This window comes from Acinetobacter sp. 197 (genome assembly GCF_048148385.1).
GTDB classification, from domain to species: Bacteria; Pseudomonadota; Gammaproteobacteria; order Pseudomonadales; family Moraxellaceae; genus Acinetobacter; species Acinetobacter pecorum.
In genome coordinates this window covers 21,719-46,722 of sequence record NZ_JAYWZK010000014.1, presented here as the reverse complement: position 1 = coordinate 46,722, position 25,004 = coordinate 21,719, and the positions used below count along the sequence as shown (strand labels likewise).

15 protein-coding genes are annotated in these 25,004 nt (G+C 47.0%); 10 read left to right on the top strand and 5 right to left on the bottom strand.

All coding sequences use genetic code 11. The features are described from left to right. Positions 1 to 160 precede the first annotated feature (160 nt). The 3 genes from recD to VXQ11_RS13405 all read right to left on the bottom strand — a co-directional run bounded on the left by recD (position 161) and on the right by VXQ11_RS13405 (position 9,835). Positions 161 to 1,885 (bottom strand): exodeoxyribonuclease V subunit alpha, encoded by a 1,725-nt coding sequence (gene recD, locus VXQ11_RS13415; RefSeq protein ID WP_416706275.1) that lies wholly within the window; start codon positions 1,883 to 1,885, stop codon positions 161 to 163. A 116-nt stretch (positions 1,886 to 2,001) separates the two neighbouring features. Continuing rightward, a complete protein-coding gene (locus VXQ11_RS13410) occupies positions 2,002 to 6,126 on the bottom strand; it encodes a UvrD-helicase domain-containing protein (protein ID WP_416706254.1) in 4,125 nt (1,374 codons plus the stop codon). Positions 6,127 to 6,130: 4 nt separating this feature from the next. Continuing rightward, entirely contained in the window at positions 6,131 to 9,835 is a 3,705-nt protein-coding gene (locus VXQ11_RS13405) for an exodeoxyribonuclease V subunit gamma (protein ID WP_416706253.1), read from the bottom strand. Positions 9,836 to 10,012: 177 nt separating this feature from the next. Between VXQ11_RS13405 and VXQ11_RS13400 the strand changes: the two genes are divergently transcribed. Continuing rightward, complete coding sequence (locus VXQ11_RS13400; RefSeq protein ID WP_064094946.1) at positions 10,013 to 10,513, top strand: hypothetical protein; 501 nt, start codon at positions 10,013 to 10,015, stop codon at positions 10,511 to 10,513. A 53-nt stretch (positions 10,514 to 10,566) separates the two neighbouring features. Here the strand turns inward: VXQ11_RS13400 and VXQ11_RS13395 are convergent, their stop codons facing one another. Further along, positions 10,567 to 11,985, bottom strand: a complete 1,419-nt coding sequence (locus tag VXQ11_RS13395) for a phosphate--AMP phosphotransferase (protein WP_416681173.1) — start codon at positions 11,983 to 11,985, stop codon at positions 10,567 to 10,569. Positions 11,986 to 12,192: 207 nt separating this feature from the next. Between VXQ11_RS13395 and VXQ11_RS13390 the strand changes: the two genes are divergently transcribed. The 6 genes from VXQ11_RS13390 (at position 12,193) to VXQ11_RS13365 (ending at position 18,035) form a co-directional block, all read left to right on the top strand. Then, entirely contained in the window at positions 12,193 to 12,897 is a 705-nt protein-coding gene (locus VXQ11_RS13390) for an FFLEELY motif protein (RefSeq protein WP_416681139.1), read from the top strand. A gap of 260 nt (positions 12,898 to 13,157) precedes the next feature. Beyond that, on the top strand, positions 13,158 to 14,102 hold the full coding sequence (ubiE, locus tag VXQ11_RS13385) for a bifunctional demethylmenaquinone methyltransferase/2-methoxy-6-polyprenyl-1,4-benzoquinol methylase UbiE (protein ID WP_416706252.1): 945 nt from the start codon (positions 13,158 to 13,160) through the stop codon (positions 14,100 to 14,102). A gap of 12 nt (positions 14,103 to 14,114) precedes the next feature. After that, positions 14,115 to 14,792, top strand: coding sequence for a ubiquinone biosynthesis accessory factor UbiJ (locus VXQ11_RS13380; RefSeq protein ID WP_416681141.1), 678 nt, complete (start codon positions 14,115 to 14,117; stop codon positions 14,790 to 14,792). A gap of 12 nt (positions 14,793 to 14,804) precedes the next feature. Then, positions 14,805 to 16,424 (top strand): ABC1 kinase family protein, encoded by a 1,620-nt coding sequence (locus VXQ11_RS13375; RefSeq protein ID WP_416681142.1) that lies wholly within the window; start codon positions 14,805 to 14,807, stop codon positions 16,422 to 16,424. Positions 16,425 to 16,580: 156 nt separating this feature from the next. Beyond that, positions 16,581 to 17,657 carry a patatin-like phospholipase family protein gene (locus VXQ11_RS13370; RefSeq protein ID WP_416681143.1) on the top strand — a complete coding sequence of 359 codons (1,077 nt, stop codon included), beginning with the start codon at positions 16,581 to 16,583 and terminating at the stop codon, positions 17,655 to 17,657. A gap of 60 nt (positions 17,658 to 17,717) precedes the next feature. After that, positions 17,718 to 18,035: a hypothetical protein gene (locus VXQ11_RS13365; protein WP_064094953.1), complete on the top strand. Its 318-nt coding sequence runs from the start codon at positions 17,718 to 17,720 to the stop codon at positions 18,033 to 18,035. Positions 18,036 to 18,090: 55 nt separating this feature from the next. On the opposite strand, the gene VXQ11_RS13360 is transcribed toward VXQ11_RS13365, so the two are convergent. Further along, positions 18,091 to 20,445, bottom strand: coding sequence for a Tex-like N-terminal domain-containing protein (locus VXQ11_RS13360; protein WP_416681144.1), 2,355 nt, complete (start codon positions 20,443 to 20,445; stop codon positions 18,091 to 18,093). Between the two features lie 335 nt (positions 20,446 to 20,780). Here VXQ11_RS13360 and ompR point away from each other — a divergent pair, with 335 nt between their 5' ends. From ompR to VXQ11_RS13345, 3 genes are all read left to right on the top strand, one after another. Next, a complete protein-coding gene (gene ompR / locus VXQ11_RS13355) occupies positions 20,781 to 21,545 on the top strand; it encodes a two-component system response regulator OmpR (protein WP_064094955.1) in 765 nt (254 codons plus the stop codon). A gap of 244 nt (positions 21,546 to 21,789) precedes the next feature. Continuing rightward, positions 21,790 to 23,250 carry an ATP-binding protein gene (locus VXQ11_RS13350; RefSeq protein WP_064094956.1) on the top strand — a complete coding sequence of 487 codons (1,461 nt, stop codon included), beginning with the start codon at positions 21,790 to 21,792 and terminating at the stop codon, positions 23,248 to 23,250. Positions 23,251 to 23,455: 205 nt separating this feature from the next. Then, positions 23,456 to 24,973: an acetyl-CoA hydrolase/transferase family protein gene (locus tag VXQ11_RS13345; protein ID WP_191730317.1), complete on the top strand. Its 1,518-nt coding sequence runs from the start codon at positions 23,456 to 23,458 to the stop codon at positions 24,971 to 24,973. Positions 24,974 to 25,004 lie beyond the last annotated feature (31 nt).

Sequence of the window (25,004 nt, the reverse complement as noted above, 5' to 3'; positions counted from 1 at the left end):
CTGTAAGTTCGCTGTCTACCGACATTATTATTATCATTATGCGATTATGCTCAACTTTCCATGTTGAGTTATTTTGTAGGACCAATCTTCTCAAATACTGAGTAAAAGCTCTATGCGTCAATTTCCTGAATCCTTGTAAGCTTTTACCTACACGATTTGATTATTTTTTGCCAACCAAATTACTAGATTGTTCAATAATTTTCTGACTCAAACCACTTTTTCTTATGCTTCTAACACATAGTGCTTGTGTAAAAGCATCATAATCCACCAATAAACTGACCACCTTTTTAGCTCGAGTAATTGCGGTATAAATCAACTCTTTGCTCAATAAGTTTTTTGCATATTGATCCAGTACCACTGCGGTATGGGCAAACTCTGAACCTTGAGATTTGTGAATGGTCAGCGCAAAAGCAGTTTCAATGCTTTTAGGTAAACGGGTGGCTAATACCCATTTTTCCAGACTCGGGAAATACACTTCAAACTGACGCTGACCAGAGTGATCACGTAAAAAACAGATGCCAATATCACCATTGGATAGTCCCAACTGATAGTCGTTATACCCCATCATCACAGGTCGTCCGACATACCAGTCACCCTGTTTCAACTGACCTTGGGCTGCCAGAAAACGTTGCTCAATCTGCAGATTGATCTTGAGCAGCCCCAGATCACCAGAACGGATTGCAGTTAAAATCCGGTAATCATCAAAAGTTTTGACCACCTGTTGCACATACTGCTCAAAATCAGCTGAGTTTTCTTCTGATTGTATGGCCTGTACATAAGCCTGATAACCATACATAAGCTGGTCATAATACTGATTCAAGTTATGCGCGGTCTGTTCGGCGCCAGCGAGCAGGTATTGCAACTGCAACTGGTCGATCTCAACCTGATCCAAATCGATCGCCTGTAACTCACTGGCTGCCACAATCTGCTGCTCAAATTTCCGTAGTACTGCCGAAGGCTCATGACTCTGCTGGATAAACTCTGCCATTGCCCCAATCCTGGCTCCCGCCGCAAAACGTCGCGTGGTGATTAAATTGACCCGGTTATCCTTCAGAGTGGCCACTTGCTGTAAATCTGCCAGTACCGTTCCGACATCCACAGAGACCAGCTGGTCTGCATCACCGAGTAAAATCAGCCGTGCATGAGGCGGTACGGCGGCCAGCAACATCTGGGACAGATTCAAATCCAGCATTGAGGCTTCATCGACCACGATCACATCATAGGGCAAAGGCTGCTTGGCATGAAAGCGTGGCTGTCCGCGAGTACCCAGACCTAGTAAGCGATGCAGGGTCACCGGTTGTAACTGTTTTAATGCTTCTAGCTCAAACTGTTGTAACGCTTCACTGTGCAAGGCTTTTTGCAGTGCTTCTTTCATTCGCTGCGCGGCCTTTCCGGTAGGTGCTGCCATAGCGATCCGTATATGCGGCAAGGCTTCATACAGCACAGCAATAATATGCGCCAAGGTATAGGTTTTACCTGTTCCAGGCCCGCCGGTAATAATATTCAGCGCCTGCTGAGCAACCATTTCCAGTGCCAGTTTCTGCTGTGGATCTGAGAGAAGATTGCGATTATGCTCGCTTAAATTCACCGGAGTCACCGTTTGTGACTTGATCCGTAACAACTGTGTAGCGACTGCCTGTTCCAGTTGCCAGTAGCGGTACAGATATAAATGCTGATCTGCACAAATAAATGGTGCAATTCCTGCACTCTGCTGACGGTGGTCTAGAACCAGATTATGCAATAATGCAACCTGCTGAGGATTAACCTCGATACAGCTATCTCCCGCCTGCATCGCTTCCAGCAGTTGCTCGATCAATAATTTTGCTGCCGGATCAAATGCAGCTGTACTGAATGGAGGCTGACACAGATAGTCAATCCAGGCCATTAAATCGGAATGTTGCTGTGACACGTGATTCTGCTCATTTTCCACACAGTTATCCTCAAAGTTATCCACAGGATAATTTCATGTTTAATCTATACATATTTTATAAAACTGCAAAATCATGCTGATTTTTTCTGCTCAAAATAGCCCAATATTTGATCCAGTTTTTCTATGAATTCAGAGTCTGGTTGCCAATGATAGGCTCCTTGCTGCGCCTGTCCATTCATCCCGCGCAAATACAGATAGGTTGCGCCGCCCAAGTGCTGCTGAATCGAATAAGTCTGCCTATTGGCACTCAGGTACCGATGCAGCGCCACCAAATACAAAGCGGCCTGCAACCAGTAACTGGACTGGCTCATATTCTGCTGAATGGCTTCAGTGCTATAGTGCTGCTGATCCGGCCCGAGGAAGTTACTTTTATAATCGGCAATATGGTAGTGCTGACCATCGAAATATACCAGATCGATGGAACCGGTCAGATATCGCGCCGATTTGGCCTCATTAAAATCGCTCATGACCATGTCATGTTCGAGAAAAAGCTGATGGATTTGCCGAATCTGCAAAGGGGCATCGGTCAAGGACAGATAAAAAGGAAATTCTGACAGATAGTGTTTAGCCTCCAGCTGTGCCAAGGCAAAATCTGTCTGGATCGGAGTGGCCAGAATGTCATGTACCCAGTGATGCATCAGATTCAGCAAAATATCTTCTGTGATCTCGTCCAGCAATCCCTCAAAAGCAGTCTGGAAAATACTGTCCACATTCAGCGATTCAGTGCTTGCAGAGCGTATGAGCTGAGCTATTTCCTGTTCAAAAAACTGGATAAAGGAGTCATCCTCCAGCCCATCGAAATACACTTGAAACTGACCTAAAAATTCCAGTAGAGCTGAACGCTCGAGCTGTTGTGCCGAGTGAAACAGCTGCTGCCATTGCTGGCGATAAACTTCACTTTGGTCATGCAGGCGAATTCCGGTCAATAACTTATAGTTCAGGCTGGACAATACGCGCTGCATACTATGACGCAATTCCTCGGCTTTGAAATCTGCCTGAGCTGTGGCCTGAAACAGGGTTCGAAGATTCACCACAGCGGCCTGATAATGCAGGGAAAAAGCCTGTTCCAGTACACTACGTATATGAAAAGCCTGTTCAAATTTTTCTTTCAGTTCCTGCCAGATTTGCGGTGCGGTATTTTTAAAACGGCGCCGGATTTCCAGATTCCAGTAACTGCTGTCCTGAAAATCAATATGTTCAAAAATGCTGTGCAAGAATGTTCCGGCTACGGTGCCTTTGGGAAAATTCAGCCTAATCCAGTCTAAGGGCACGGCTGCTGGCTGTTCTTCCAGACCGGTAAAATGAATTTCATCAGCGGCACTATCGGGCTGTTCAGAAGCCGTGACCAGATCGTCCTGCAAGATATGTCCATGTAGCTGATGCTGTGACAAAGCCGTAAAACTGGTTTTGGTCCGCGGATAAAACTGCCGCTCTGGCAAAGGTTGCGCCCGCATGTCAACCTGATGATGGTTCGATGGCTCGACCAGACGCGGTGGTTCCTGAGACAGGGACGGCTCGACCAGACTTAAAGCATGTTGAAACAATTGATCTCCCTGACCACGCCAGAAGGCCAGCCCGGAATCGGACTGTGCGTTCTGGTCCTGCAGCATGGCATATACCCGGTGACTGGCACGGGTCAGCGCCACATACCAAAGCCGGTGGTTTTCGGCAGCATTACGCGCTGCATTCTGCAGAATAGCCTGCTCATGCAAATTCTTGTGATTGACTGCAATCACCCGGGATTGTTCCAGAATATTGTCCTGTTCAGGCGCAGACAGGGAAAAATTCAGGTTGCCTTTATTCACATCAAAAGCAGCATCTGCTCCCAATAAAAATACCACTTTAAATTCCAGCCCTTTGGAGGCATGAATGGTCATCAGCTGCACCCCATGATCCCCAGATAGCTTGCGTTCTTTTTCGCTGTCCTTGTCTGAAGGTGACTGAAGCTGGCGCAAATACCAATGATAGAGTTTTTGCGCCCCCTGATAATATTCACTCCGCTGGCTCAGCATCTCGGTCAGATGGCGCAAATTGACCACCACCCGCTCATTGTCCAGACTTTGACTGGCCACCAGATTGGTCCAGACCTGAAACAGGTTCAGTGCATAATTCCAGGCGGTCAAAAAGCCTTTCTCAAACCACATTTCCCGAATTATATCCAGATCGGCAATATAGCGACTGAGGCCTTCACTCTGGCCTTGCAAATCAATCAGTTTTTTCAGATTGAAGCCTAGCAGACGGGTTAGTAAAGCCCGCTTGACCTTGGCCTCATTGAAAGGATCCATGATCGCCGTCAATACTGCCGCGACATCCTGAGCAATTGGACTGGCAAACACGCTCTGTTTGGATTCCTTATAGCAGGGAATGCCCATACGCTGCAGACGCTGCTTCACCTGTTCCAGAGCAAAATGTCCAAACCCCAGTACGGCGATATCATCTGCGCTCAGGCTTTGCTGGTGCTCTTTCTGCTGAAAGTACAGTTGCTGCTGGGCAGACTGATTCAGCAATGCACGGATTTTCCAGGCCACCTGATCTGCTTCCAGGTCCGATTCACCGAGCTGAATCCATCGTAAGGGCTGCGGGTTGATCCTGCCCATATCGACCAGATCTGGATGTGGGCGACTACCCGCCTGAATCCGGGTGTACTGCACCTGTTCGCCAAAATCCATTTGCCGCTGGAACAGCGCATCAACCACTTCTACGAGCGGTTTGACTGAACGATGGTTCTGCATCAGGGTATATTCACGACCCTGCTTGTGGCGTACATCAGCGTGTGCCTTGTTATAAGTCAGCATGTCGCCGCCACGGAAACCGTAAATTGCCTGTTTCGGATCACCGACCATAATCATGCAGCCGGACTGCACCCGGTTGGCATCGCGCCAGATCTTGGCCAGCAGATCATCCTGATCCTGATTGGTGTCCTGAAATTCATCGACCAGAATCAGCGGATAACGTGCCTGCACAAACTGGGCAAAACGCTGTCCCTGCTGGCCTTGCAATGCTTCCGCCAATGTACGGATTTGCTGGGAAAAAGTGGTTTCACCCTGCTGCTGCAAGGTTTGCGGCAAACGGGTCTGCACACTTTGAATAATATGAAATTCCAGATGGGTCGTAAGCTGTTGCAGCTGCTCATCCAGATACTGTTTGACCTCGCACAGCGCATCAATTGCCACGATCAGACCATGTTGCAAAATCAGCTGCTGCTCTGCATCCGGACAGCTTTTGTTAAAGACCTGAGTGGTCGGCTGGAAATCGGTTTTCTTGCGGCGCAAATGGCACAGATTCAGTAAAATCGGCTGCAATTCAGCATCAAAGAAACTCATGCCCCCCTGATTTTGCAGGGCTGCGCTCCAGGTCATAAAGTTTTCACAAATTTCGGTTAACTTGGTCAAAAAACTCTTGTGAAAATACTTCGGACTTTCCTGACAATAACGCCGCATGACGGCAAGATCATGCTCCTGAATATTCACTAATTGACTGATGCAGGCTTCCAATCTGTTCAGGTCACATTCAGCCGGTTCGATCTTGCGGAAATGCTGCTTGCTGAAATTCAGTGCATCACGTACCAGCCCGGTATAATGCTCCACCGGTTTCAGCAGATTCTGAACATACAGATGATTGACCATATATTGCGGCTGTTGCTGAATCCAGTCACGCAGTACATCATGAATCAGCTGCTGGATATACAGATCCTGATCTTCGGTCAGTTCTGCACGTTCAATCTTGCCACTTTCAAATGCAAATTCACGTAACAGTTTCTGGCTAAAGCTGTCCAGGGTACCGACAAACAGTTCATCCAGCTGGTTCAGCACCAGACGTAAACGGCGACGGGCATAATCCGGCCGTGAACCATAATCTTTCAGTACCTGCTGAAATAAGGGATCGGTTTCATTCTGGATTTTTGCTGTGATTTCAACTGAATTGAGCTGCTGATGATGCTGGATATAGGCCAGGGTTTCCTCAACCCGGAGCCGTACCCGGTTTTTCAGTTCAGCCGTGGCCTTACGGGTAAATGTCGTCGCAATCACCTGATGCGGATAATACTGATCCAGAAAAATCCGCACCATCAGACTGGAGAGCGTATAGGTCTTGCCGGTTCCTGCGGAGGCTTCAATCCAGTGCAGGCCACGGAATTTCATGTCCTGAATCGGATTGGTGGAAATGGCTTTTTGCATCTGCTGCTTTAATAAAGTCATACGGCTATTTCACCCACTCCAGATGTTGATGAATCGGCGCATACAGGCCATGGGCAAAATCATGGCAGCAATTTTGCAAGGCCAGATCCGGATCCTGATCCTGCAAAATAAATTGCCAGTCCTGATGCAGCAGACTGGATTCATCCGAAGCCAAAGGTTTGGCACTCTCATAGCTGTTGTTCCAGGCCTTTAGCAATTCCGGCATTTCCACAATGGTCATCTTGCCCTGTTCATTCTCGGCCCACTGCCACTCTTTTTTCATTAGTAATTCTGCCGGCAAGACCAGCGGCTGCTGTTGACCAATTTCCCAGGCCTTTAACCAGAGCTGCAAATACTCATGTGCCTTGCTCGAACTCAAGCCAGAAAACTTCAGGGTTTTATTACTAAAAATGACAATGCGCTCCAGTTCTGGTGAGCGTGCATCATCATTTAAGTAAGCCAGCCACAACAGATACTCCAGCCAGATCTGGGCACGGCGTTTTTCCGAGGCCGAAGAGGATTGCATACTCAGCCAGTAGCTGCTGTGTGGAACCTGAGGTACGTTTATATGAATGATCAGTTCAGGACTGAACTGCCAGGATTGCTGGGTGACTGGCGTCAGTTCTTTGCCCAACTGTAGCAAACGTTCTTGTAACAGCTGCTGTTCCTGCTGGCTGCCCAGCCAGGTGGCTTGCTGGGTTTTGCCCACCGGCAAACGGTCCAACATCAGATTTGGCTCAATCTCCTGCTCTTGTTGCAACAGGAAATCCCGTACCTGATACTGTTCCAGCTTGTTCAATAATAAGGGTTCCCGGGAACTCGGCAAATCGGCAAATCGAATTGTGGAAACCCCGACACTTTTCAGGAATAGACGTGCAGGGAAAATCATATCGCGGATCCATTCATCACCTTTGAGTACCCGGATTTCTTTTTGTTCTAGTGCCGGATAATGTGCATTAATCCAACTGCTGCGTTTGCCTTCGGCACTACGGATATACTCTGCTACCGCAAACCACTGATCCTGATAACGTGGTGTCTGCATATCTGTAAATCCGGCCGGATCAAAAGGCTGCAAGGGATGTACATGATAAAGCTGTTGGATATGTTGAGCCACGGACAGACCATGCATATCCACCATCGGATCGACTTCGGCATCCGGCTGTTCAGACTGGCAGATCAGCGCGAGATGCTGAACCAGTTCCTGCAAGGCAGTGGATGGATCGCGAGCTTCACCATCCTCCAGATCAAAGCCATTATAGAACAGCCATAGATTTTCCTGTGCCAGCAGCAAGGCATCCAGAAAAGCGCCCTGCTCGTCATCCAGACGGGAACGGTCACCAAGTTGCGGCTTCAGGCTGCGCATCAGGTCAAACGGAACCTGTTGATTGCGGCTCGGAAATTTACCGCTATCCAGATTCAGCATCACCACCAGTTTATAAGGCAATGGTCGGATCTGGCCAATCTGGCTAAAAGTAATCTGTCCGGTCGGTTCGGCCTGATCCAGCTGCATCTCCAGGGTATTCTGAATTTCTTCCAGCACATAAGGCAGAGGCAGACTGAGTGCCACTAGCTCTTGACTGGCATGCGGATCATCTTGGTCATGATAATCGGCCAGGGTCAGCATCCGCATTTGCTTGTCGATAATTTCGGCAACGGTTTTGAGTGATTCTACCCCGGCATCACGAAACTCGTTCAGATCGGCACGCAGATATTCCAGCCAGGTTTTGACTGGCGTACGTTGTCCAGTTTCATGCAAAGTCAGCCAGTCACGGCGCTGTACCAGATCCTGATAAATCCGGATCAGGGTCGAAATCAGCGGAAAATCACTAGTCAGAACCTTGGCATAACTCAAGGTATCCTGAAACAGGGTATGTTCAGGAATCGCCAGCCCCAACGCCAGACGGTCCAGCGCGAATTTAAAACTAAACCGGTAATCTTCATCGCCTGCGCTGAGGCTTTGCTGTAAATGCTGCTGGTCCAGTCCACGCTTGAAACCGGCATCTGTCAGCAACTGCAACATCCGTTCTACCTGACTATAGTCCAGACCATAATACTGCTGGGTGGCATTCAGGCTGAGCCAGTCGGCAAAGTCCTCAATACTGAAACGGCGCCGTACCCACTGAATCCGGCCCAGTACCGCGCGCCAGGCATTGCTGACATCCAGACGTGATACCCCGGCAATCTGGATCGGTAAATACAGGTTATCTTTCTGCAGGCGTTTGCTGCCAGTCTCGCGCTCACGCGGTGGCGGGGCAAAGACACTGCGAATTGCCGGTTCCAGTTCTTTCAGACTTGGCGTCAGCACCAGAATATCACTGGGCTGACGCGGCGCGTCATTCGTATCTTGAGTCAGCCAGTGAATTAGCTGTTCTTTGAGGACTTCTAGCTGACGTAATGAAGAATGACAGACATGAATCTGTACTGAATCATCGTCAGGGCTTAAAGCATATTGATGCTGTTGGGGTTCCAATAAATACAGGATATCCGACTGGATTTTGGCCAGCAGCCTGTCCTGATATTCATCGACAAAGACATCGGCCCAGAGACCCTCTTCCCCCGAAGACAGTTTAGAGAGTAGAGAAAAATGATCCCGTGCCTGCTTGCCGAATCGGGTCAGAAGCGGATGCCGCGATTCCCGGTCTTCGGCATTAAAATTCAGTTGCTTGATCCTGAAGTCTTTTATTTCCGCATCATTTGGTTTACGTTGACGGGTTTTTTCAAAACGCTGAATAAAGCGCTCTTCGCGCTGCAAATCAAATCTGGCTTTCCAGTCAGGATCGACACTGTCCGCCCAGTATTCCTGCGAGGGGTTGAAGTGAAAAATATAGATATCAATGTATTGCCCCAGACGACGTAAAAAATCCAGCTGGCTCGGTGGTAGTTCCAGCAGGCTAAATACCACAATCTGGGCCGGCAGGCGTTTTAGAGCCTGGGCGCGGGTTTCTGCATTCTCCAGCCGCTCCCAATACAGGCGTTCAATCTCCAGGATTTTGGCATAATCATCTTGAAATACATGCTGCCACAACCAGCGTTGCCAAGCTTCCAGTTCACGTGCCTGAATCTTGACAAAATCCGCCACCTGCATCTCATGACCATTTTCATCTTTGGGGCTATAGAGCATCTGTTCGATATCAAGCGCAATATCCTGCCCCCAGGCCTCGAGCCAGTTGGTCGGGCAGCTACAGTGTTTTGGAGGACAGTTACGCGCGCAATAACCGCGATAATCCATATAATGGCTGAACAAACGCGATACCTGCTCGGCTACCCAGTACAGCATGCTCTGTTTTTTCAGCTGCTTCTCTGTACCCTGCTCCAGCCGATCAGCACTGTCATAAATCCGTTTGATAATAGAATACAGCGGATGATCCATGTCTAAGGAAATCTGTTCGGGCAGAATATATTTACGTAGCGCCTGAAATACCCGCCATTTGATGATAATGCGCGGAATATTGGCTTCGCGCACCTGTTCCACCTCTTTGGGTGCATTCAATACCCACTGATAGGAAGCCCATTGAAAGGCGCGAATCCGGTGATGAAACTGGGTATTGGCACTAATGCCTTTTTTCTCGGCAATTTTCTGGGTCAGCCAGCTTTCTACTGCCGGAGACGGCACAATAAAGTGCCGGGTCTGTAACACTTCAAACGGATTTCGGGCAGTCTGGTTGACAATATGCAGCATACTATCCAAAAGTACATCAATACGTTGACTCTGAATAACATGGATGGCCATTGGTTCCCCTGAACTGCTGAATGTGGTTTTTACTACAAAACGATAAAGATTATTTACTATACATCCCGAGCGCGCTATGACACTTTAAAACCACACTTCAGTCGAAAAATTTCTTTGAAAAAAGCATCTTAAAGATGCTTGAATGGAAAAAAACAACATAGAGCTTAGGTAGTGCCCATGAAATTAGATAAAATTCCTGAACGTCTCGACGCGAACCTGGATCTGGAAAAAATCCGCGACGAATGCCTGGAACTCACCAAAAAACGCGCCTACTATTCTGCCGGTGCCGCTGTTATTCCGGTACCTTTTATGGACGTGGTCATTGATGTCGGTATCTTGTCGCAATTAATTCCCGAGATCAATGCCCGCTTTGGCCTGGCCCCTGACCAGATCAGTGTTTACGATCCAAAAACCCGTCAGATCCACTGGCAAGAACTGCGTAAACGTGGCGTAGAGTTTTCTGGTCTGGTGGTCGCACGGACGGCAGTTAAAAAATCTTTGAACAATGTTGCAGCGAAAGTGCTGATAAAGCAAGTCACAAAATTCATTCCGCTAGGGGGTCAACTGGTTGCTGCTAGTCTGGGTTATTTTGTCATGAAAAAAATTGCCGATGCCCATGTCCAAGACTGCTATCGCACGGCTAAAAGTATCCAGCAAAAACAGGTAGCACAGGCTTAATCCTGCGCAAGCTGAATCTTTTAAACTATTGCTTTCCTTTACTTCAGGCAGATTTATTCTGCCTGAAGTTGTTTTAAAATGGCCTTTAACACTTCGACCCGCGCGGTGTTTTTATCATCGGTGGCAATAATGTGCCAAGGCGCATAATCGGTTGAGGTACGTTCAAACACGTCCGCTGCTGCTTTTAGATAATCATCCCAACGTGCCCGGTTTCGCCAGTCTTCGTCGGTAATTTTAAAACGTTTATGCGGTGTTTCTTCACGTGCCTTGAAACGTACGGCCTGTTCATCTTTGGAGATCGCCAACCAGATTTTTACGATAACGGTTTGATGCTTGACCAGACTCTGCTCAAAACGGTTAATTTCTCCATAGGCACGCTGCCATTCTGCCGCACTGATAAGCCTCTCGACCCGCTCGACCAGGACCCGCCCGTACCAGGAACGGTCAAAAATACAGATGTCATCATCGGTTTGCAATTTGGTCCAGAACCGCCATAAATAGGGATGGCTATGTTCATATGTTTCGGGTGCCGAAATGCTGTAAATTTCATATTCACGCGGATCAAGTTTTTTTACAATGCGCTTGATGGCTCCCCCCTTCCCCGCAGCATCCATGCCTTCAAACAGAATCACCACATTACGCGGATCGGAACGCATGGCTTGGGCAACCTTAGCGCTTAACTTTTTCAGTTCCGGTTTATATTCTTCTGGTGTAGCCCGCGTATTGGCAGGATGTTTCAACTGCTCGGGAATCTTGGCCTGTTTCCATTTACCGCTGGCTCTGACTCGATGTTCGGGACAGTTTTCCATCGCATTCAGAACGTACTGGGCAAATTGCTGGTCGCGCCATTTTTCATTTTTGCTGTCAATAACAAACCAGTCCTCGGTAAAGCGCTGCCGCAAACGCTGCAAGTTCTCGTACTGTTTTCTGTTCCGCCAGTCTACCCCCTGCATTTGATGCCAGTGGGTTTCACTTGGGTCCATGGCCTTCAAACGTTTTTGCAGGTCCTTCCATGACAGATTGAACCAGACCTTGACCACATCCACATGGTTATTTTTCAGATCCTGCTCAAAGTCCTGCATTTCTTTCAGGTATTCATTAAACTGTGCTTCATTAATTGGGTCAGATACCCGCATTGCACTGTTAAGTAAATCGGTATACCAGTTGCCAAACAGCACGACGATCTGCCCTTCGGCTGGAATAAATTGCGCATAAGGCTGCCAGAACACCTGTTTGGGACTGACCGCTTGCGGTTCATCGGCCTTCACCCTCAGATAACGTGGATCGACCCATTCACGCAACTGTTTGACCGCTTCGCCCTTGCCGGCCAACTCGATACCATTGACCAGAATAAGCAGACTTTTAGCATTTTTCTGGCCGCGCGTTTTTCTTAAATCGTATTGGGCATCAATCAGCTCAGCCGATAACTGATCTTCATCCATTAACTGGAATTGTGGTTGTTCCATCTGTATCTTCAACCTTTATCTTTTATTCTTGTTGCAGTATAGCGAGGAGCTTTGGGCCAAAAATAGCGTTGGCAACGTTTTTCACACGATTACATTGCCTGTTTAAACAGCAAATTGACATTCAAATAAGTAATCATTGACCAATTTGTCATAGCGAGATTGAGCCACACCCTCTAAGATTCTGACATCGCAAAAATCATATTTGAAAAATTCATGTCCAAACTTGCCCGATTAGATGAACTTTTAGAACAATATTATCAGCTCAAGTATCACACTCAGCCTGAAATTTTAAGCCGTTTACAGGATGTACAGGCATGGCAGAAAGCACGAATGCAGCGTACCCATCAGCAGCATTTTTCTGAAAAAAACAATCAGCTGATGGCAGAATATTTCCTGAACCGGCTTTATGGTGGCCCAGACTTTGATGCACTGGCTGAACAGATTGCACGGCTGATGAAATATGCACACAAGGCAGAAAAAATTATTCCAGAAAATGCAATTAAAACTGGAACTTCAGGCGTAGAACTGGCGATCCTGGCGGTGCAGCTGGACGAACAGGTCGCGATTCAGCTGCTAAAGGATTACCCCGCCCACACAGCATTAACTGATGAAATGATGCGCCTGACCTACCTGAAACTGGATCAGGGTGAAGCACGCTTAAAACAGCTGGCTCTACTGGATCAGCTAGGGGTCAGCCTGGATAAATATATGCGTTCCTTTGTAGTCTATACTGCCTTTAAAATGTGTAAAAGCGCAGCCAACAAGTATCATTTTCAGGTGATGTATGAGTTTATGCAGGACGGATTTCAGGCCATGAAACCGTTGAAGTCGGCAGAAAAATTTGTAACCGATTTTACTGCAATCGAACGCGGTATCATTGACAAGGTACATTCAGGCGATCCATTACCCTTCCAATAATAGCTTCTTTGCTGATCTACAACGGATGCTATTCACCGTCCTGCCTGATCCTGATATTTTCAGGTTTTTGTGGCAGGACATCGCAAGTGACAAATCATATGAATTATTCGATCACTGGCCATGAAGATTTCCGCCCACATTCCTATTTTTCTGTATATTATTCATAACAATTGCATCATGACTGCTGAATAACATCCAAGAATCTGTCATTATGCAGACAATGCAAGATTAACCCGATTGATATGTTAGGAGTGACTCCAATGTCAAATGAAAATACAACGCCTACCCCTACACCCGAGTCGGCACAACAGACAGACAAAGTGAGCCCATTCTTAACCACTCCACTTCCACAAGGTGCTCCACAAGGTCAGCAACAATCTCTAGAACAACGCCTGACCGATACGCCTGTGACGGGAACTATCCCTAAATATAACCTGCCACGCGGTGCCAATACCGGCAATGTCGGAACTACCACGCATTTTGGCTACCAGACCGTAAACAGCGATGAAAAAGCCCAGAAAGTGGCTGAAGTGTTCCATTCGGTCGCCAGCAAATATGACATCATGAATGACCTGATGTCTTTTGGTATTCACCGTCTGTGGAAACGTTTTGCGATTAATATGTCAGGCGTGCGCCGTGGCCAGCATGTGCTGGATATCGCAGGGGGCACGGGTGATCTGGCCAAAGTATTTAGCCGTGAGGTGGGTCCTACGGGTCATGTGGTGCTGTCCGACATTAACGAATCCATGCTGAATGTGGGTCGTGACCGTCTGATTGATGCAGGTTGCACCAATGTCGACTTCGTTCTGGCCAATGCAGAAACTTTAGAACCGTTCGCCGACAACAGCTTTGACCTGGTGACGATTTCTTTTGGCCTGCGTAACGTCACCGATAAAGATGCTGCACTGGCAGCCATGTATCGTGTGCTTAAGCCAGGTGGTCGTTTACTGATTCTGGAATTCTCTAAACCAGTTTTTGAGCCATTCTCAAAACTGTATGACCTGTATTCATTCACCGCTTTACCAATCATGGGCAAAATCGTGGCAAATGATTCAGAAAGCTATAAATACCTTGCTGAATCAATCCGTATGCATCCAGACCAGCGTACTTTAAAAGGCATGATGGAAAATGCTGGCTTCCAGAACTGTGATTATCACAATCTGACCGGCGGTATCGTTGCCGTTCACCGTGGCTTCAAGCTTTAAGGGCCTTAGCCAATGTGGTCAATTCTCGCCCTAGGTACTATTGAACGCGTGATTCATCATGTGATTGATCTGGATGCAATTACCCGTATTCAGCTCAATGCCTTGGCCGGTAAAATGTTGCGGGTGGTGATCGCCTCACCACAACTGTCAGTCGATGTCTTTTTCGATGACGGCAAGGTTCGTCTGGAACCGACCGCAACCGGTCATTCTGAAGTATCTTCCATCTTCGAACAGCGGCCTTATGAAGCGAACAGTGCGCAGATTTCTGAAGCAACAGCGACTTTACAGGTCAGCAATGTCGTAGAACTGCTCAAGCTGCTGCTTGCTGACGAAGTCGGTAATATTCCACTGCAAGGCGACTATAAGCTCTTACAAGAGATCCAGCGCATCATGCAGCAGGCTGAACCTGATCTGGCAACGCATTTAAGCCCCTGGATTGGCCCTGCGCTGGCACATGAAATCGGCAAATTGCAACTTGCGCCAAAATATTTGAAGCGTACGTTGCAAAGCCAGTTATTCTTTGCCGAAGATGCCCTGAAAGAAGACAGTGGCCTGTTTGCTCCACGCTGGCAAATGGATGACCTGAATCAGGATACCCGTATCCTGAACCAGAATTTAGACCGTGTCGAAGCCAAAATCCATCAGCTTCAGGCCCAGATTGAAAATCAGCAAGATTCAACTCAGAACTAGGTACACCACTTTATGATTCCGCATGTTTCACGTTTACTCGAACTCTGGCGCATTGCCGCGCATTATCGACTCGACACGTTGTTTCCTGCGGAAGAACTCCCTGAAAAAAGCCGTCATATCCTGTCCCTGATTCGTATGCACCCGGCAGCCTGGTCTAGCCGTGAGCGTAAAAATCCACTCAAGCTTAAAGAAGCTTTAGAGGAAATGGGGCCACTAGCGATCAAGCTGGGGCAATTGCTTTCGACCCGTCGTGACCTGATTCCACCTGAAGTTTTACAGCAGCTGGTGTTATTGCAAGACCAGGTCAAGCCCTTTGACAACGACGTCGCCAAAATGCGTATTCAGGAATCGTTAAAGGCCGATGTAAATACCCTGTTTGCCCGTTTTGATGCCCAGCCTCTGGCAGCTGCTTCAATTGCGCAGGTACATACCGCAGCACTGCATGATGGCCGGGAAGTCGTGGTCAAAGTCACCCGCCCGAATATTCGCCAGCAGATCTTGCAGGATTTTGAGATTTTGAACTGGCTGGGTGATTTTCTGGAAAAGCGTCTGGAAGCAGCACGTGCCCTACATTTGTCGGAGATCATTCAGGACTATCGACAGATTATTCTGAACGAGCTGGACCTGACGCTGGAAGCCGATAATACCCGCCGGATGCGTCATTACTTCACCGGCTCCAGCATGATGTATGTGCCTGAAGTCTATATGGACAGCAAGGATGTACTGGTCGCAGAACGGATTACCGGTGTGCCGATTTCAGATATTGCCACCTTTGATGAACTGGGCATGGACCGTGCTGATCTGGCGCGTAAAGGTCTGACCATTTTCTTTACCCAAGTGTTCCGTGACAACTTCTTCCATGCCGACATGCATCCAGGCAATGTCTTTGTGGAAACCATCAATCCGGCCAATCCGCGCTTTATTGCGCTGGACTGCGCGATTATGGGTGAACTGTCCAAGCATGACCAGATGACTGTGGCGCGTATGCTGCTGGCGGTCATGAACAGTGACTTTATGCAGCTGATCCAGATTGTGCATCAGGCAGGCTGGATTCCACCAGGTACCGATCAGGATGCCCTGGCCCGCGAAATGCGTCGCACTGTGGGCCCAATGGTGTCCAAACCGATGCATGAACTGGATTTTGCCGGGATTCTGATTCAGGTCATGGACATCGCCCGTCGTTTCCATCTGGAAATCCCGCCACAACTGATGTTGTTACTGAAAACATTGGTACATGTGGAAGGCCTGGGAACAGATTTATATCCTGAGCTGGATATCTGGAGTCTGGCGAAACCAATCCTCACCGATTGGGTCAAAGCCCAGATGAATCCGCAAAAAAATATTAAAGAACTGGGGCAAAAAATCCCGGATCTGCTTTTGGGTGCGCAGGATTTACCGACCTTGATGATCGACAGCCTGAACGGTCTGAAAAACCAGTCCGCCTGGCATGCCAAGCAGCTCAATGAATTGCAAAGCATGCGCCTGCAAATGGAACATCAGCAAAAGCGTAGCTGGATTTTTGGCAGCATCATGGCTATCCTGCTTGCAATTGCGATTATTTCACCATGGTTCATTTCAGTCATTCTGATTATGCTGACAAGCGTTCTGGCAGTCTGGCGGATTGCGAAATAACTAAATGAGCTTTAAAAAAACCTGACACTGTTCAGGTTTTTTTGTTTTCTGGACATCGCATGACTGCAAAGTCACCTTCGGGCACATCTTGCCATTGGGCTTTGTGACCAGATGCTTAAAATATGTCCTCATTGGTCAAATATGGGTTGAACCTTTATGCAGATTTTACAAAAACATGCGCCTGCTCTAAAAATCCGCGCTGGGCATCAGGCTCGTGAGCTGATTCTGAAAGAAGGTTTACAACCCGAACAGGTCGATATTGTGCCGGGTGCTGCAGGTGGACCCAAAGGTATTGGTATTCAGGGACTGGATCAGGCCATTTTTGGCGAGTTTTTTTCACGTGCTCCTCAGCGTAGAACTTTGGTGGGCTCATCCATTGGTAGCTGGCGTTTTGCCAGTGTCGCGGCATGGGGAGCCAAAGCAGGCACTGAACGTCTTGCCGACTTGTATACCCATCTGTACTTTCACAAGAAAATGACCCGTAAGGAGGTCAGTGACGTTTGTCGTGGCATGCTGCTGGATCTGGTACAAGGCAAAGAAACTGATCTGGTTAATCATCCTGATTACCATCTGACAGTTTTGTCGATCAAGGCCCAGCATATTTTCCAGAGTGATAAAGCTTTACCATTACTGGCTTCTGTAGCGGGAATTGTCGGAACCACAGCAGTGGCGCGCAAACATAGCCGGCATTTCATGCAGCGGGTCATCAGCCAGCCGAATATCGGTGAACAGTTTAAAATTGCCGATGATGGCTTCACTACGCATTACCATCCCCTGACCGAGCAAAGTGTGTTGTCCTGGTTGATGGCTTCTGCCTCCATTCCGGGTGTAATGGCAGCGGTGAATAATATCCCGGATGCACCGCAGGGCTATTACCGCGATGGTGGCCTGATTGACTATCACATAGACCTGCCCTTCCAGAGCAAAGGGATTGTGCTGTATCCGCATTTTACCGACAGCATCACGCCCGGCTGGTTTGACAAATTATTTAAACGTACCTCAAATTCGGAGAATCAGGCACGAACTTTGCTCATCTCTCCTTCTCAGGAATATCTGCAAAGTTTACCTTTGGGGCGTTTACCGGACCGCAAGGACTTTACTTTAAAAGGTTTAGATCAAACCCAGCGGATTCAGCTATGGAAGCAATGTATTGCTGAAAGCCAGCGCTTGGGAGATGAGTTTCTGGAACTGGTCGAAAAGCAGAATTTTGCTGAAGTGATGCAGACCTTGTAATTGGCCGCAGCTGCCCGATTATTTGTATAATTGCCTTAATTTTTTGAGCTGTTGAGATTTATGCAGAAGTTTTTAGTTGTCCTGCAATATGCCTGTATCGCCTTTGGTCTTTATCTGATGTATAGCGTCGGCATGTCGCTGTATACCCAGCAATTTGAACTGATGGAACTGGTGGCTGATATTGGTACCATCCTGATCTGTCTGGATTTGGGGGTGTTTTTATATACCAGTAAAGGTAAGTCTGGCATCAGCATGGAAGAATATGCAAAAAGACTGGAACAGCCACCGTCTAAGCTGGTCTATGTGACACGAAAACTGGGGCATCTTGGTATTTTGCTGATTATTACCAGCTGGATTGTGCCGATGATCAATTCATAAAATCAGACATAAAAAAACCTCCTATTGGGAGGTTTTTTTATTGGTTAATTAAAGATTATTTCGAACCTTTAATCCCGGCTTGCAATAACAATGCACCCAAACCACCAATTTTTTGTTCTTGTGGTTTAGCCGCCTGCGGTTTCTTACCATGCGGGCGATCACCTTGCGGACGTGCTTGCTGTGGACGTTTGCCTTGAGGCTTACGTTCACCACGTGCTTCATTGTTTGCACGGCGTGGCTGACGTGGTGCTTTCGCTGGGGCTGCAGAACCTTCAGGACGCATCGACAAATTCACGCGGTTACGTTCAGCATCCACATTCAAAACACGCACTTGTACGATCTGACCTGGTTTCACCACTTTATGTGGATCAGCGACAAATTCATTGGCCAGTTCAGAAATATGTACCAAACCGTCTTGATGTACACCGACATCGACAAAAGCACCAAAGTTAGTCACGTTGGTGACTACACCTTCCAGTTGCATACCTTCTGTCAATTGTGCAACTTCAGTAATATCATCACGGAACTTGGCGGTACGGAATTCTGGACGCGGATCACGGCCCGGTTTTTCCAGTTCGCTCAATACGTCTTGAATCGTTGGTAGACCAAATTTATCATCCACAAATTCTTCAGGATTTACCTGGCGAATGATTTCAGTATTGCCAATGATGTCTTTTACCGTTGTTGCTTTTGCTTCAACAATTTTAGATACCAGTGGATAAGACTCTGGGTGAACTGCAGAAGCATCCAGTGGCTCAGAACCATTTTGAATACGTAAGAAACCTGCAGCCTGCTCGAAAGTACGCTCACCTAAACGTGGCACTTTTTTCAAGGACTGACGGTTATCAAAGCGGCCATTTTCCTTACGGAATTCTACAATCTGCTGGGCAATCGATTTATTCAGACCGGCGATATAACCCAGAATTGCAGAAGAGGCAGTGTTGACATCGACACCCACCGAGTTCACACAGTCTTCAACGACCGCTTCCAGCGTTTTCGCCAGACCAGTCTGATTCACGTCATGCTGGTACTGACCTACACCGATTGATTTAGGATCGATTTTGACCAGCTCAGCAAGAGGGTCTTGCAGACGGCGTGCAATTGAAACTGCACCACGAATTGAGACGTCTAAATCTGGCAATTCTTGTGATGCGAGTTCAGATGCTGAATACACCGATGCACCAGCTTCCGATACAGACACACGGGTCAGTTTCAGGTCGCTATTGGCAGCCATCATTTCAGCCACAAGCGCTTCAGTTTCACGGCTTGCAGTACCATTACCGATCGCAATCAGGTCGACATTGAACTCGCGGCATAAACGTGCCAGCTCGGCCAGTGAACCTTCTTTATCATCTTTTGGTGCAAACGGATAAATCGTGCTATGCGCCAGCACGTCACCCGATTGATTCACGACTGCCAGTTTCACACCGGTACGGATGCCAGGGTCTATACCCAGTGTCGTACGCGCGCCTGCAGGTGCAGAAAGCAGTAAATGACGCAGGTTTTCAGCAAAGACCTGCATCGCTTCTGTTTCAGCAGCCAGACGTTTTTCTGTCAATAAAGAATGTTCGATGCTTGGACGGACTTTACCGAGCCAGAACAGTTTTGCAGTCTGTTTCAGGAAATCCTGACGTGCCTGTGGCTGAATAGTTTCTAAATTATATTCAGTCTCAATACGTGCCAATGGAGCATCATCTTCACCATCTACTTTCAAGCCAAGGACATTTTCTTGACGGCCACGTAACATTGCCAGTAAACGATGTGACGGCACTTTGTTTAAGCTTTCAGAGAAATCGAAATAATCACGGAATTTCTTGCCAACTTCTTTTTTCTCTTCACTCGCCACCAGACTTTTCAGCACGGCAGTTTTGGCAAACATTGCTTTGAGCTCGGTAGTTAAAGCAATATTTTGTGCCCAGTCATCAATCAGAATGTGCTGGATCGCATCGAGCTGGCTTTCTTGATCTGGATAATCTTCATGGCTAAAGCCCGCCAAAGCTTCAGCTGGATCAACGGCTTCGTTAAAGATTTTTTCGGCAATTGGCCCTAAACCAGCTTCTTTGGCCTTGAATGATTTACTGGTCCGTTTTGGACGGTACGGCGCGTAAATTTCTTCTAATGCATTTTTGGTTTCAGCGGCATTCACACGCGCCAATAAATCATCAGACAATTTATCTTGTTCTTTGAGTGATTCAATCACCTTTTCACGGCGCTCATACAAATCACGCAAGTATGATAAACGCGTATCGAGTTGACGTAGTTGCGTATCGTCTAAGCCTTGCGTTACTTCTTTACGGTAACGTGCAATAAAAGGAACACTGGCACCTTCATCAATAAGCTTGATGGCAGCCTCAACTTGATTTGGACGTACGGCAAGTTCTTTTGCCAACTGCTGAACTAAGTCAGTCATCGTGTTTGATCCCACAAGGATAAGTACTAAATGGCATGATTATAAAGACCGGGTCTATAAAATCCACCATTGTTTTTATTAATTTATATAAGCTTCAGATAAAGGCATACGATCGATTTTCAGTTTTTTGGCTAAAATTTGCATGAACTTTGCATTTTATTCTTTTCCCAAGACGGTTTTTTTCGCATATAGATGTATATATTTGGTATCTATGTCTTGATTTTAACTGCAATATTTGGTGCTTTAGAGCATAGTCAATTAATATCTATGAATCGTATACTCAAAGCCTATCTGATTTTTGTTTATGACGACAATAAAGAATAAAGGAGCATCTCATGAGTTTAGTTGTGCCTGCTGAAAAATCCGATGCCGTACATACCGAAACGGACCGAGTCGAACGGATATTAGTAGTTGATGATGATGTTCGTCTGCGTACTCTATTGCAGCGCTTCCTCGAAGACAAAGGTTTTGTGGTTAAAACCGCACATGATGCCACACAGATGGATCGACTTTTACAGCGGGAACTGTTTTCTCTGATCGTACTCGACTTTATGCTGCCTGTCGAAGATGGCTTGAGTATCTGCCGTCGCCTACGCCAATCCAACATTGATACCCCGATTATCATGCTAACTGCTCGTGGTAGCGATTCTGACCGTATTGCCGGTCTGGAAGCGGGTGCCGACGATTACCTGCCTAAACCATTTAACCCGAATGAATTACTGGCACGTATTCGTGCAGTATTGCGCCGCCAGGTGCGCGAAGTACCCGGTGCACCAAGCCAGCAAATGGAAGTGGTCACCTTTGGTCCTTGGTCGCTCGACTTGTCTACCCGCACCCTGACCCGTGAAGGTCAAGTGGTGACTTTGACTACCGGTGAATTTGCGGTACTAAAAGCCTTGGTTCAGCATCCACGTGAACCCCTGACCCGCGACAAGTTGATGAATCTGGCCCGTGGCCGTGAATGGGGTGCAATGGAACGCTCGATTGATGTGCAAGTGTCACGTTTACGTCGTCTGGTTGAAGAAAACCCGGCGCGTGCACGTTATATCCAGACCGTATGGGGAGTGGGTTATGTCTTTGTTCCAGATGGTGCGGAATAAAGGAAAAATTATAGGATAAAGATCACTTCGATTTATTGTCCATCAAGCCATTCGCCGCTGTTTGAGCATCGACTACTTCACAGGCTCGCATGGAAATATGTGAGTTTAGCGAATGGCAAGATTTTTTGGTTACTTTTTAAGAAAGTAACATGAGAAAATCCTTCAATTAAATGTCAATGCAGTAATACTCCGCCCAGAACATCACTGCTGATTTTCAGAACAAAATTGCCCACAGGAAGCTGGCGTGAAACTCGATCCTATCGACCCGCAAAAATTTACCGATTTTGTCAGCTACTCGGAAACAAAACGTACCCGCTGGGAACGCTTTATGGACAAGATCAAACCGCGTTCTGCAGCCATGCGGACCACGGTACTGGTGGTTTTTGTGGTCTGTTTCAGCCTGTTTATGTCTTTGTGGTTCTTTTGGCGTACCTTGTTTCTACCTGAAATTCAGCAACATGCGCGTTATCTGGCCATGGAACTGGAAATTCTCAATAATCCGGATCTACGCCTGTATCACAAACAGCAGGAAGTCGATATCGATGACTGGTTAAAAAATCGAGTCGGCATTGAATATGTCACCAATCCGGCAGAATATCCTACAGTCCGTGAAAAACTGATCGCAGAATTCTTTACCCGCCAGATCGAAACCAAACTGGCCAAAGAATTACGCATTAAGGAAGCTACGGTCTATTTCCAGTTCAAGCCAAGTCCTCGTATCTGGATCCAGACTCCTGAAATGAATGGCCACTGGGTACAGGAACCTTTAAAGACGTATGCCAATTATAGCAATGAACTGATTTTGGGCTGGCTGCTCGGTACGCCAATTATTGTCGGCATCATTATTTTGACTTTGGTACGTCAGCTGAACCGGCCTTTACGCCGTTTGCAGGATGCTGCCAACAGTTATAGTCGTATCGGTTCGGCGCCCTATCTGGATACCAATCATGGTCCACTGGAAATCCGTCAGGTCAATCATGCTTTTAACCAGATGATTTACACGCTGGACCAGACTGAACGCGAACGCCGCATCATGCTGGCCGGTATTTCACATGACTTGCGCACGCCGCTAACACGGATTCGCCTGAGTGCCGAAATGATGCCGGATGAAGACTTTCTCAAAGAAGGCCTGATTTATGATGTCGAAGATATGGATGCCATCCTGAATCAGTTCATCTCCTATATGCGTGATGGTTCTGATGAAGAGCCCCAGGATACCAATGTCAATGTGCTGCTCCAGGAACTGGTCAAGCAGTTTAAACCGCTGGATATCCGCTTTACGCCACAAGACATCCCGACCATTCAGGCGCGCAGCATGTCACTAAAAAGACTGATTGGTAATCTGATCAATAATTCGAAACGTTATGGTTCAGAACCGATTGAACTGTCTGCTCATGTAGAAGACGGGCACCTGTTGATTTGTGTTGCAGACCATGGAGAAGGCATCCCGGAAGATCAGATTGAAGCCCTGATGCAGCCTTTTGTACGGGGTAATTCTGCACGGACTGTACAAGGCAGCGGCTTGGGACTGGCAATTGCCAAACGGATTGTCGATATTCACCATGGTCAGTTGCGTATTCATAATCGTCCTGAAGGCGGACTTGAAGCCATCATTTCATTGCCCTTAAATCAGGCTGGCACAGAGACGCCTCCCCCTGCCACCACACTCGATAAAATCCGACAAACCTTGACTGATCACTTTTAAGAAGTGATCAATAATCCAACAAACAACTTTTTAGTTTTTCTATACAATTCATTTTATATTTCATTAAATCAACAATTTAAAAATCATCATTTTTTATTATACCTACATTTAGCTAAAAAATTAGACCTTAGCCTAACACCTATGCACAATACTTTTTTTGAGCGGTACAATCCGTATCATAGTTTAAGAATTAATGAGAGTTAAAATGTCTTTAGATCGTATCCGTTTAGCCTCCCTACACAACAAAGTCATCAGCCCAGAACACGCGGCTGAATTCATCAAAGATGGCATGACTGTGGGTATGAGTGGCTTTACTCGCGCTGGTGAAGCGAAGGCGGTTCCTCTAGCTTTAGTTCAACAGGCAAAAGCAAATCCATTAAAGATCACGTTGATTACTGGTGCATCACTAGGAAACGATCTAGACAAACAACTGACTGAAGCCGGCGTATTGGCACGTCGTTTACCGTTCCAGGTCGACAACACTTTACGTAAAGCCATCAACAATGGCGAAGTGATGTTCATTGACCAGCATTTGTCTGAAACCGTTGAACAAATGCGTAACCTACAGTTGAAAAAACCAGACGTTGCGATCATTGAAGCTGTAGCGATTACTGAAGATGGCGGCATCATTCCAACGACATCTGTTGGTAACTCTGCAAGCTTTGCGATTTTTGCTGAAAAAGTGATTGTAGAAATCAATACCAACCTAAGCCCGGCATTTGAAGGCTTGCACGATATCTACATCCCGACGTATCGTCCAACGCGTCAAGCGATTCCATTGACTCAAGTTGATGAGCGTATTGGTACGCATGCGATCAATATCGATCCATCTAAAATTGTTGGTATCGTATTTAACAGCGAATTACATGACTCTCCATCTACTGTAACTGCGCCAGATGATGAGACACAAAGCATTGCCAACCATTTGATCGCTTTCTTTGAAAAAGAAGTGGCTGAAGAGCGTTTACCGAAAAACCTCGGGCCTCTTCAGGCAGGGATTGGTTCAATCGCAAATGCGGTATTGACCGGTCTGAAAGATTCAAACTTCGAAGACCTGATCATGTACTCAGAAGTTCTGCAAGACTGTACGTTTGAATTGATCGATGCAGGTAAAATGAAGTTTGCTTCAGGTTCTTCTATTACGCTTTCTGCAAAATACGGCGAGAAAGTATTTAACAACCTTGAGCAATACAAAGACAAACTGGTATTACGTCCACAGGAAATTTCAAACCATCCTGAGCTGGTACGCCGTTTAGGCATTATCGGCATCAACACTGCACTTGAGTTTGATATTTACGGTAACGTGAACTCGACCCACGTATGTGGTACCAAAATGATGAACGGTATTGGTGGTTCAGGTGACTTCGCACGTAATGCCCACCTGGCGATCTTCGTGACCAAATCAATCGCGAAAGGTGGCGACATCTCTTCTGTGGTACCGTTCGCTTCACATATCGACCATGCGGAACACGATGTAGATATCCTGGTAACTGAACAGGGTCTGGCAGATCTTCGTGGTCTGGCACCACGTGAGCGTGCACGTGCAGTGATTGATAACTGTGCACATCCAATGTACCGTGATGCATTGAATGATTACTTTGACCGTGCATGTGCAAAAGGCGGACATACGCCTCACCTTCTTCGTGAAGCGCTGTCTTGGCACTCAAATTTCGAAGAAAATGGTCATATGCTTGCTGTTGAAGCTGCGGTAAAAACTGCATAATTAACTGCATTCAAAAAAACGCCCTACGGGG

What these genes read in the sequence shown, in the direction of transcription:
- recD (WP_416706275.1), bottom strand. Translation starts at nt 1,885, where the DNA reads ATGGCCTGGATTGACTATCTGTGTCAGCCTCCATTCAGTACAGCTGCA.
- VXQ11_RS13410 (WP_416706254.1), bottom strand. Translation starts at nt 6,126, where the DNA reads ATGACTTTATTAAAGCAGCAGATGCAAAAAGCCATTTCCACCAATCCG.
- VXQ11_RS13405 (WP_416706253.1), bottom strand. Translation starts at nt 9,835, where the DNA reads ATGGCCATCCATGTTATTCAGAGTCAACGTATTGATGTACTTTTGGAT.
- VXQ11_RS13400 (WP_064094946.1), top strand. Translation starts at nt 10,013, where the DNA reads ATGAAATTAGATAAAATTCCTGAACGTCTCGACGCGAACCTGGATCTG.
- VXQ11_RS13390 (WP_416681139.1), top strand. Translation starts at nt 12,193, where the DNA reads ATGTCCAAACTTGCCCGATTAGATGAACTTTTAGAACAATATTATCAG.
- ubiE (WP_416706252.1), top strand. Translation starts at nt 13,158, where the DNA reads ATGTCAAATGAAAATACAACGCCTACCCCTACACCCGAGTCGGCACAA.
- VXQ11_RS13380 (WP_416681141.1), top strand. Translation starts at nt 14,115, where the DNA reads ATGTGGTCAATTCTCGCCCTAGGTACTATTGAACGCGTGATTCATCAT.
- VXQ11_RS13375 (WP_416681142.1), top strand. Translation starts at nt 14,805, where the DNA reads ATGATTCCGCATGTTTCACGTTTACTCGAACTCTGGCGCATTGCCGCG.
- VXQ11_RS13370 (WP_416681143.1), top strand. Translation starts at nt 16,581, where the DNA reads ATGCAGATTTTACAAAAACATGCGCCTGCTCTAAAAATCCGCGCTGGG.
- VXQ11_RS13365 (WP_064094953.1), top strand. Translation starts at nt 17,718, where the DNA reads ATGCAGAAGTTTTTAGTTGTCCTGCAATATGCCTGTATCGCCTTTGGT.
- VXQ11_RS13360 (WP_416681144.1), bottom strand. Translation starts at nt 20,445, where the DNA reads ATGACTGACTTAGTTCAGCAGTTGGCAAAAGAACTTGCCGTACGTCCA.
- ompR (WP_064094955.1), top strand. Translation starts at nt 20,781, where the DNA reads ATGAGTTTAGTTGTGCCTGCTGAAAAATCCGATGCCGTACATACCGAA.
- VXQ11_RS13345 (WP_191730317.1), top strand. Translation starts at nt 23,456, where the DNA reads ATGTCTTTAGATCGTATCCGTTTAGCCTCCCTACACAACAAAGTCATC.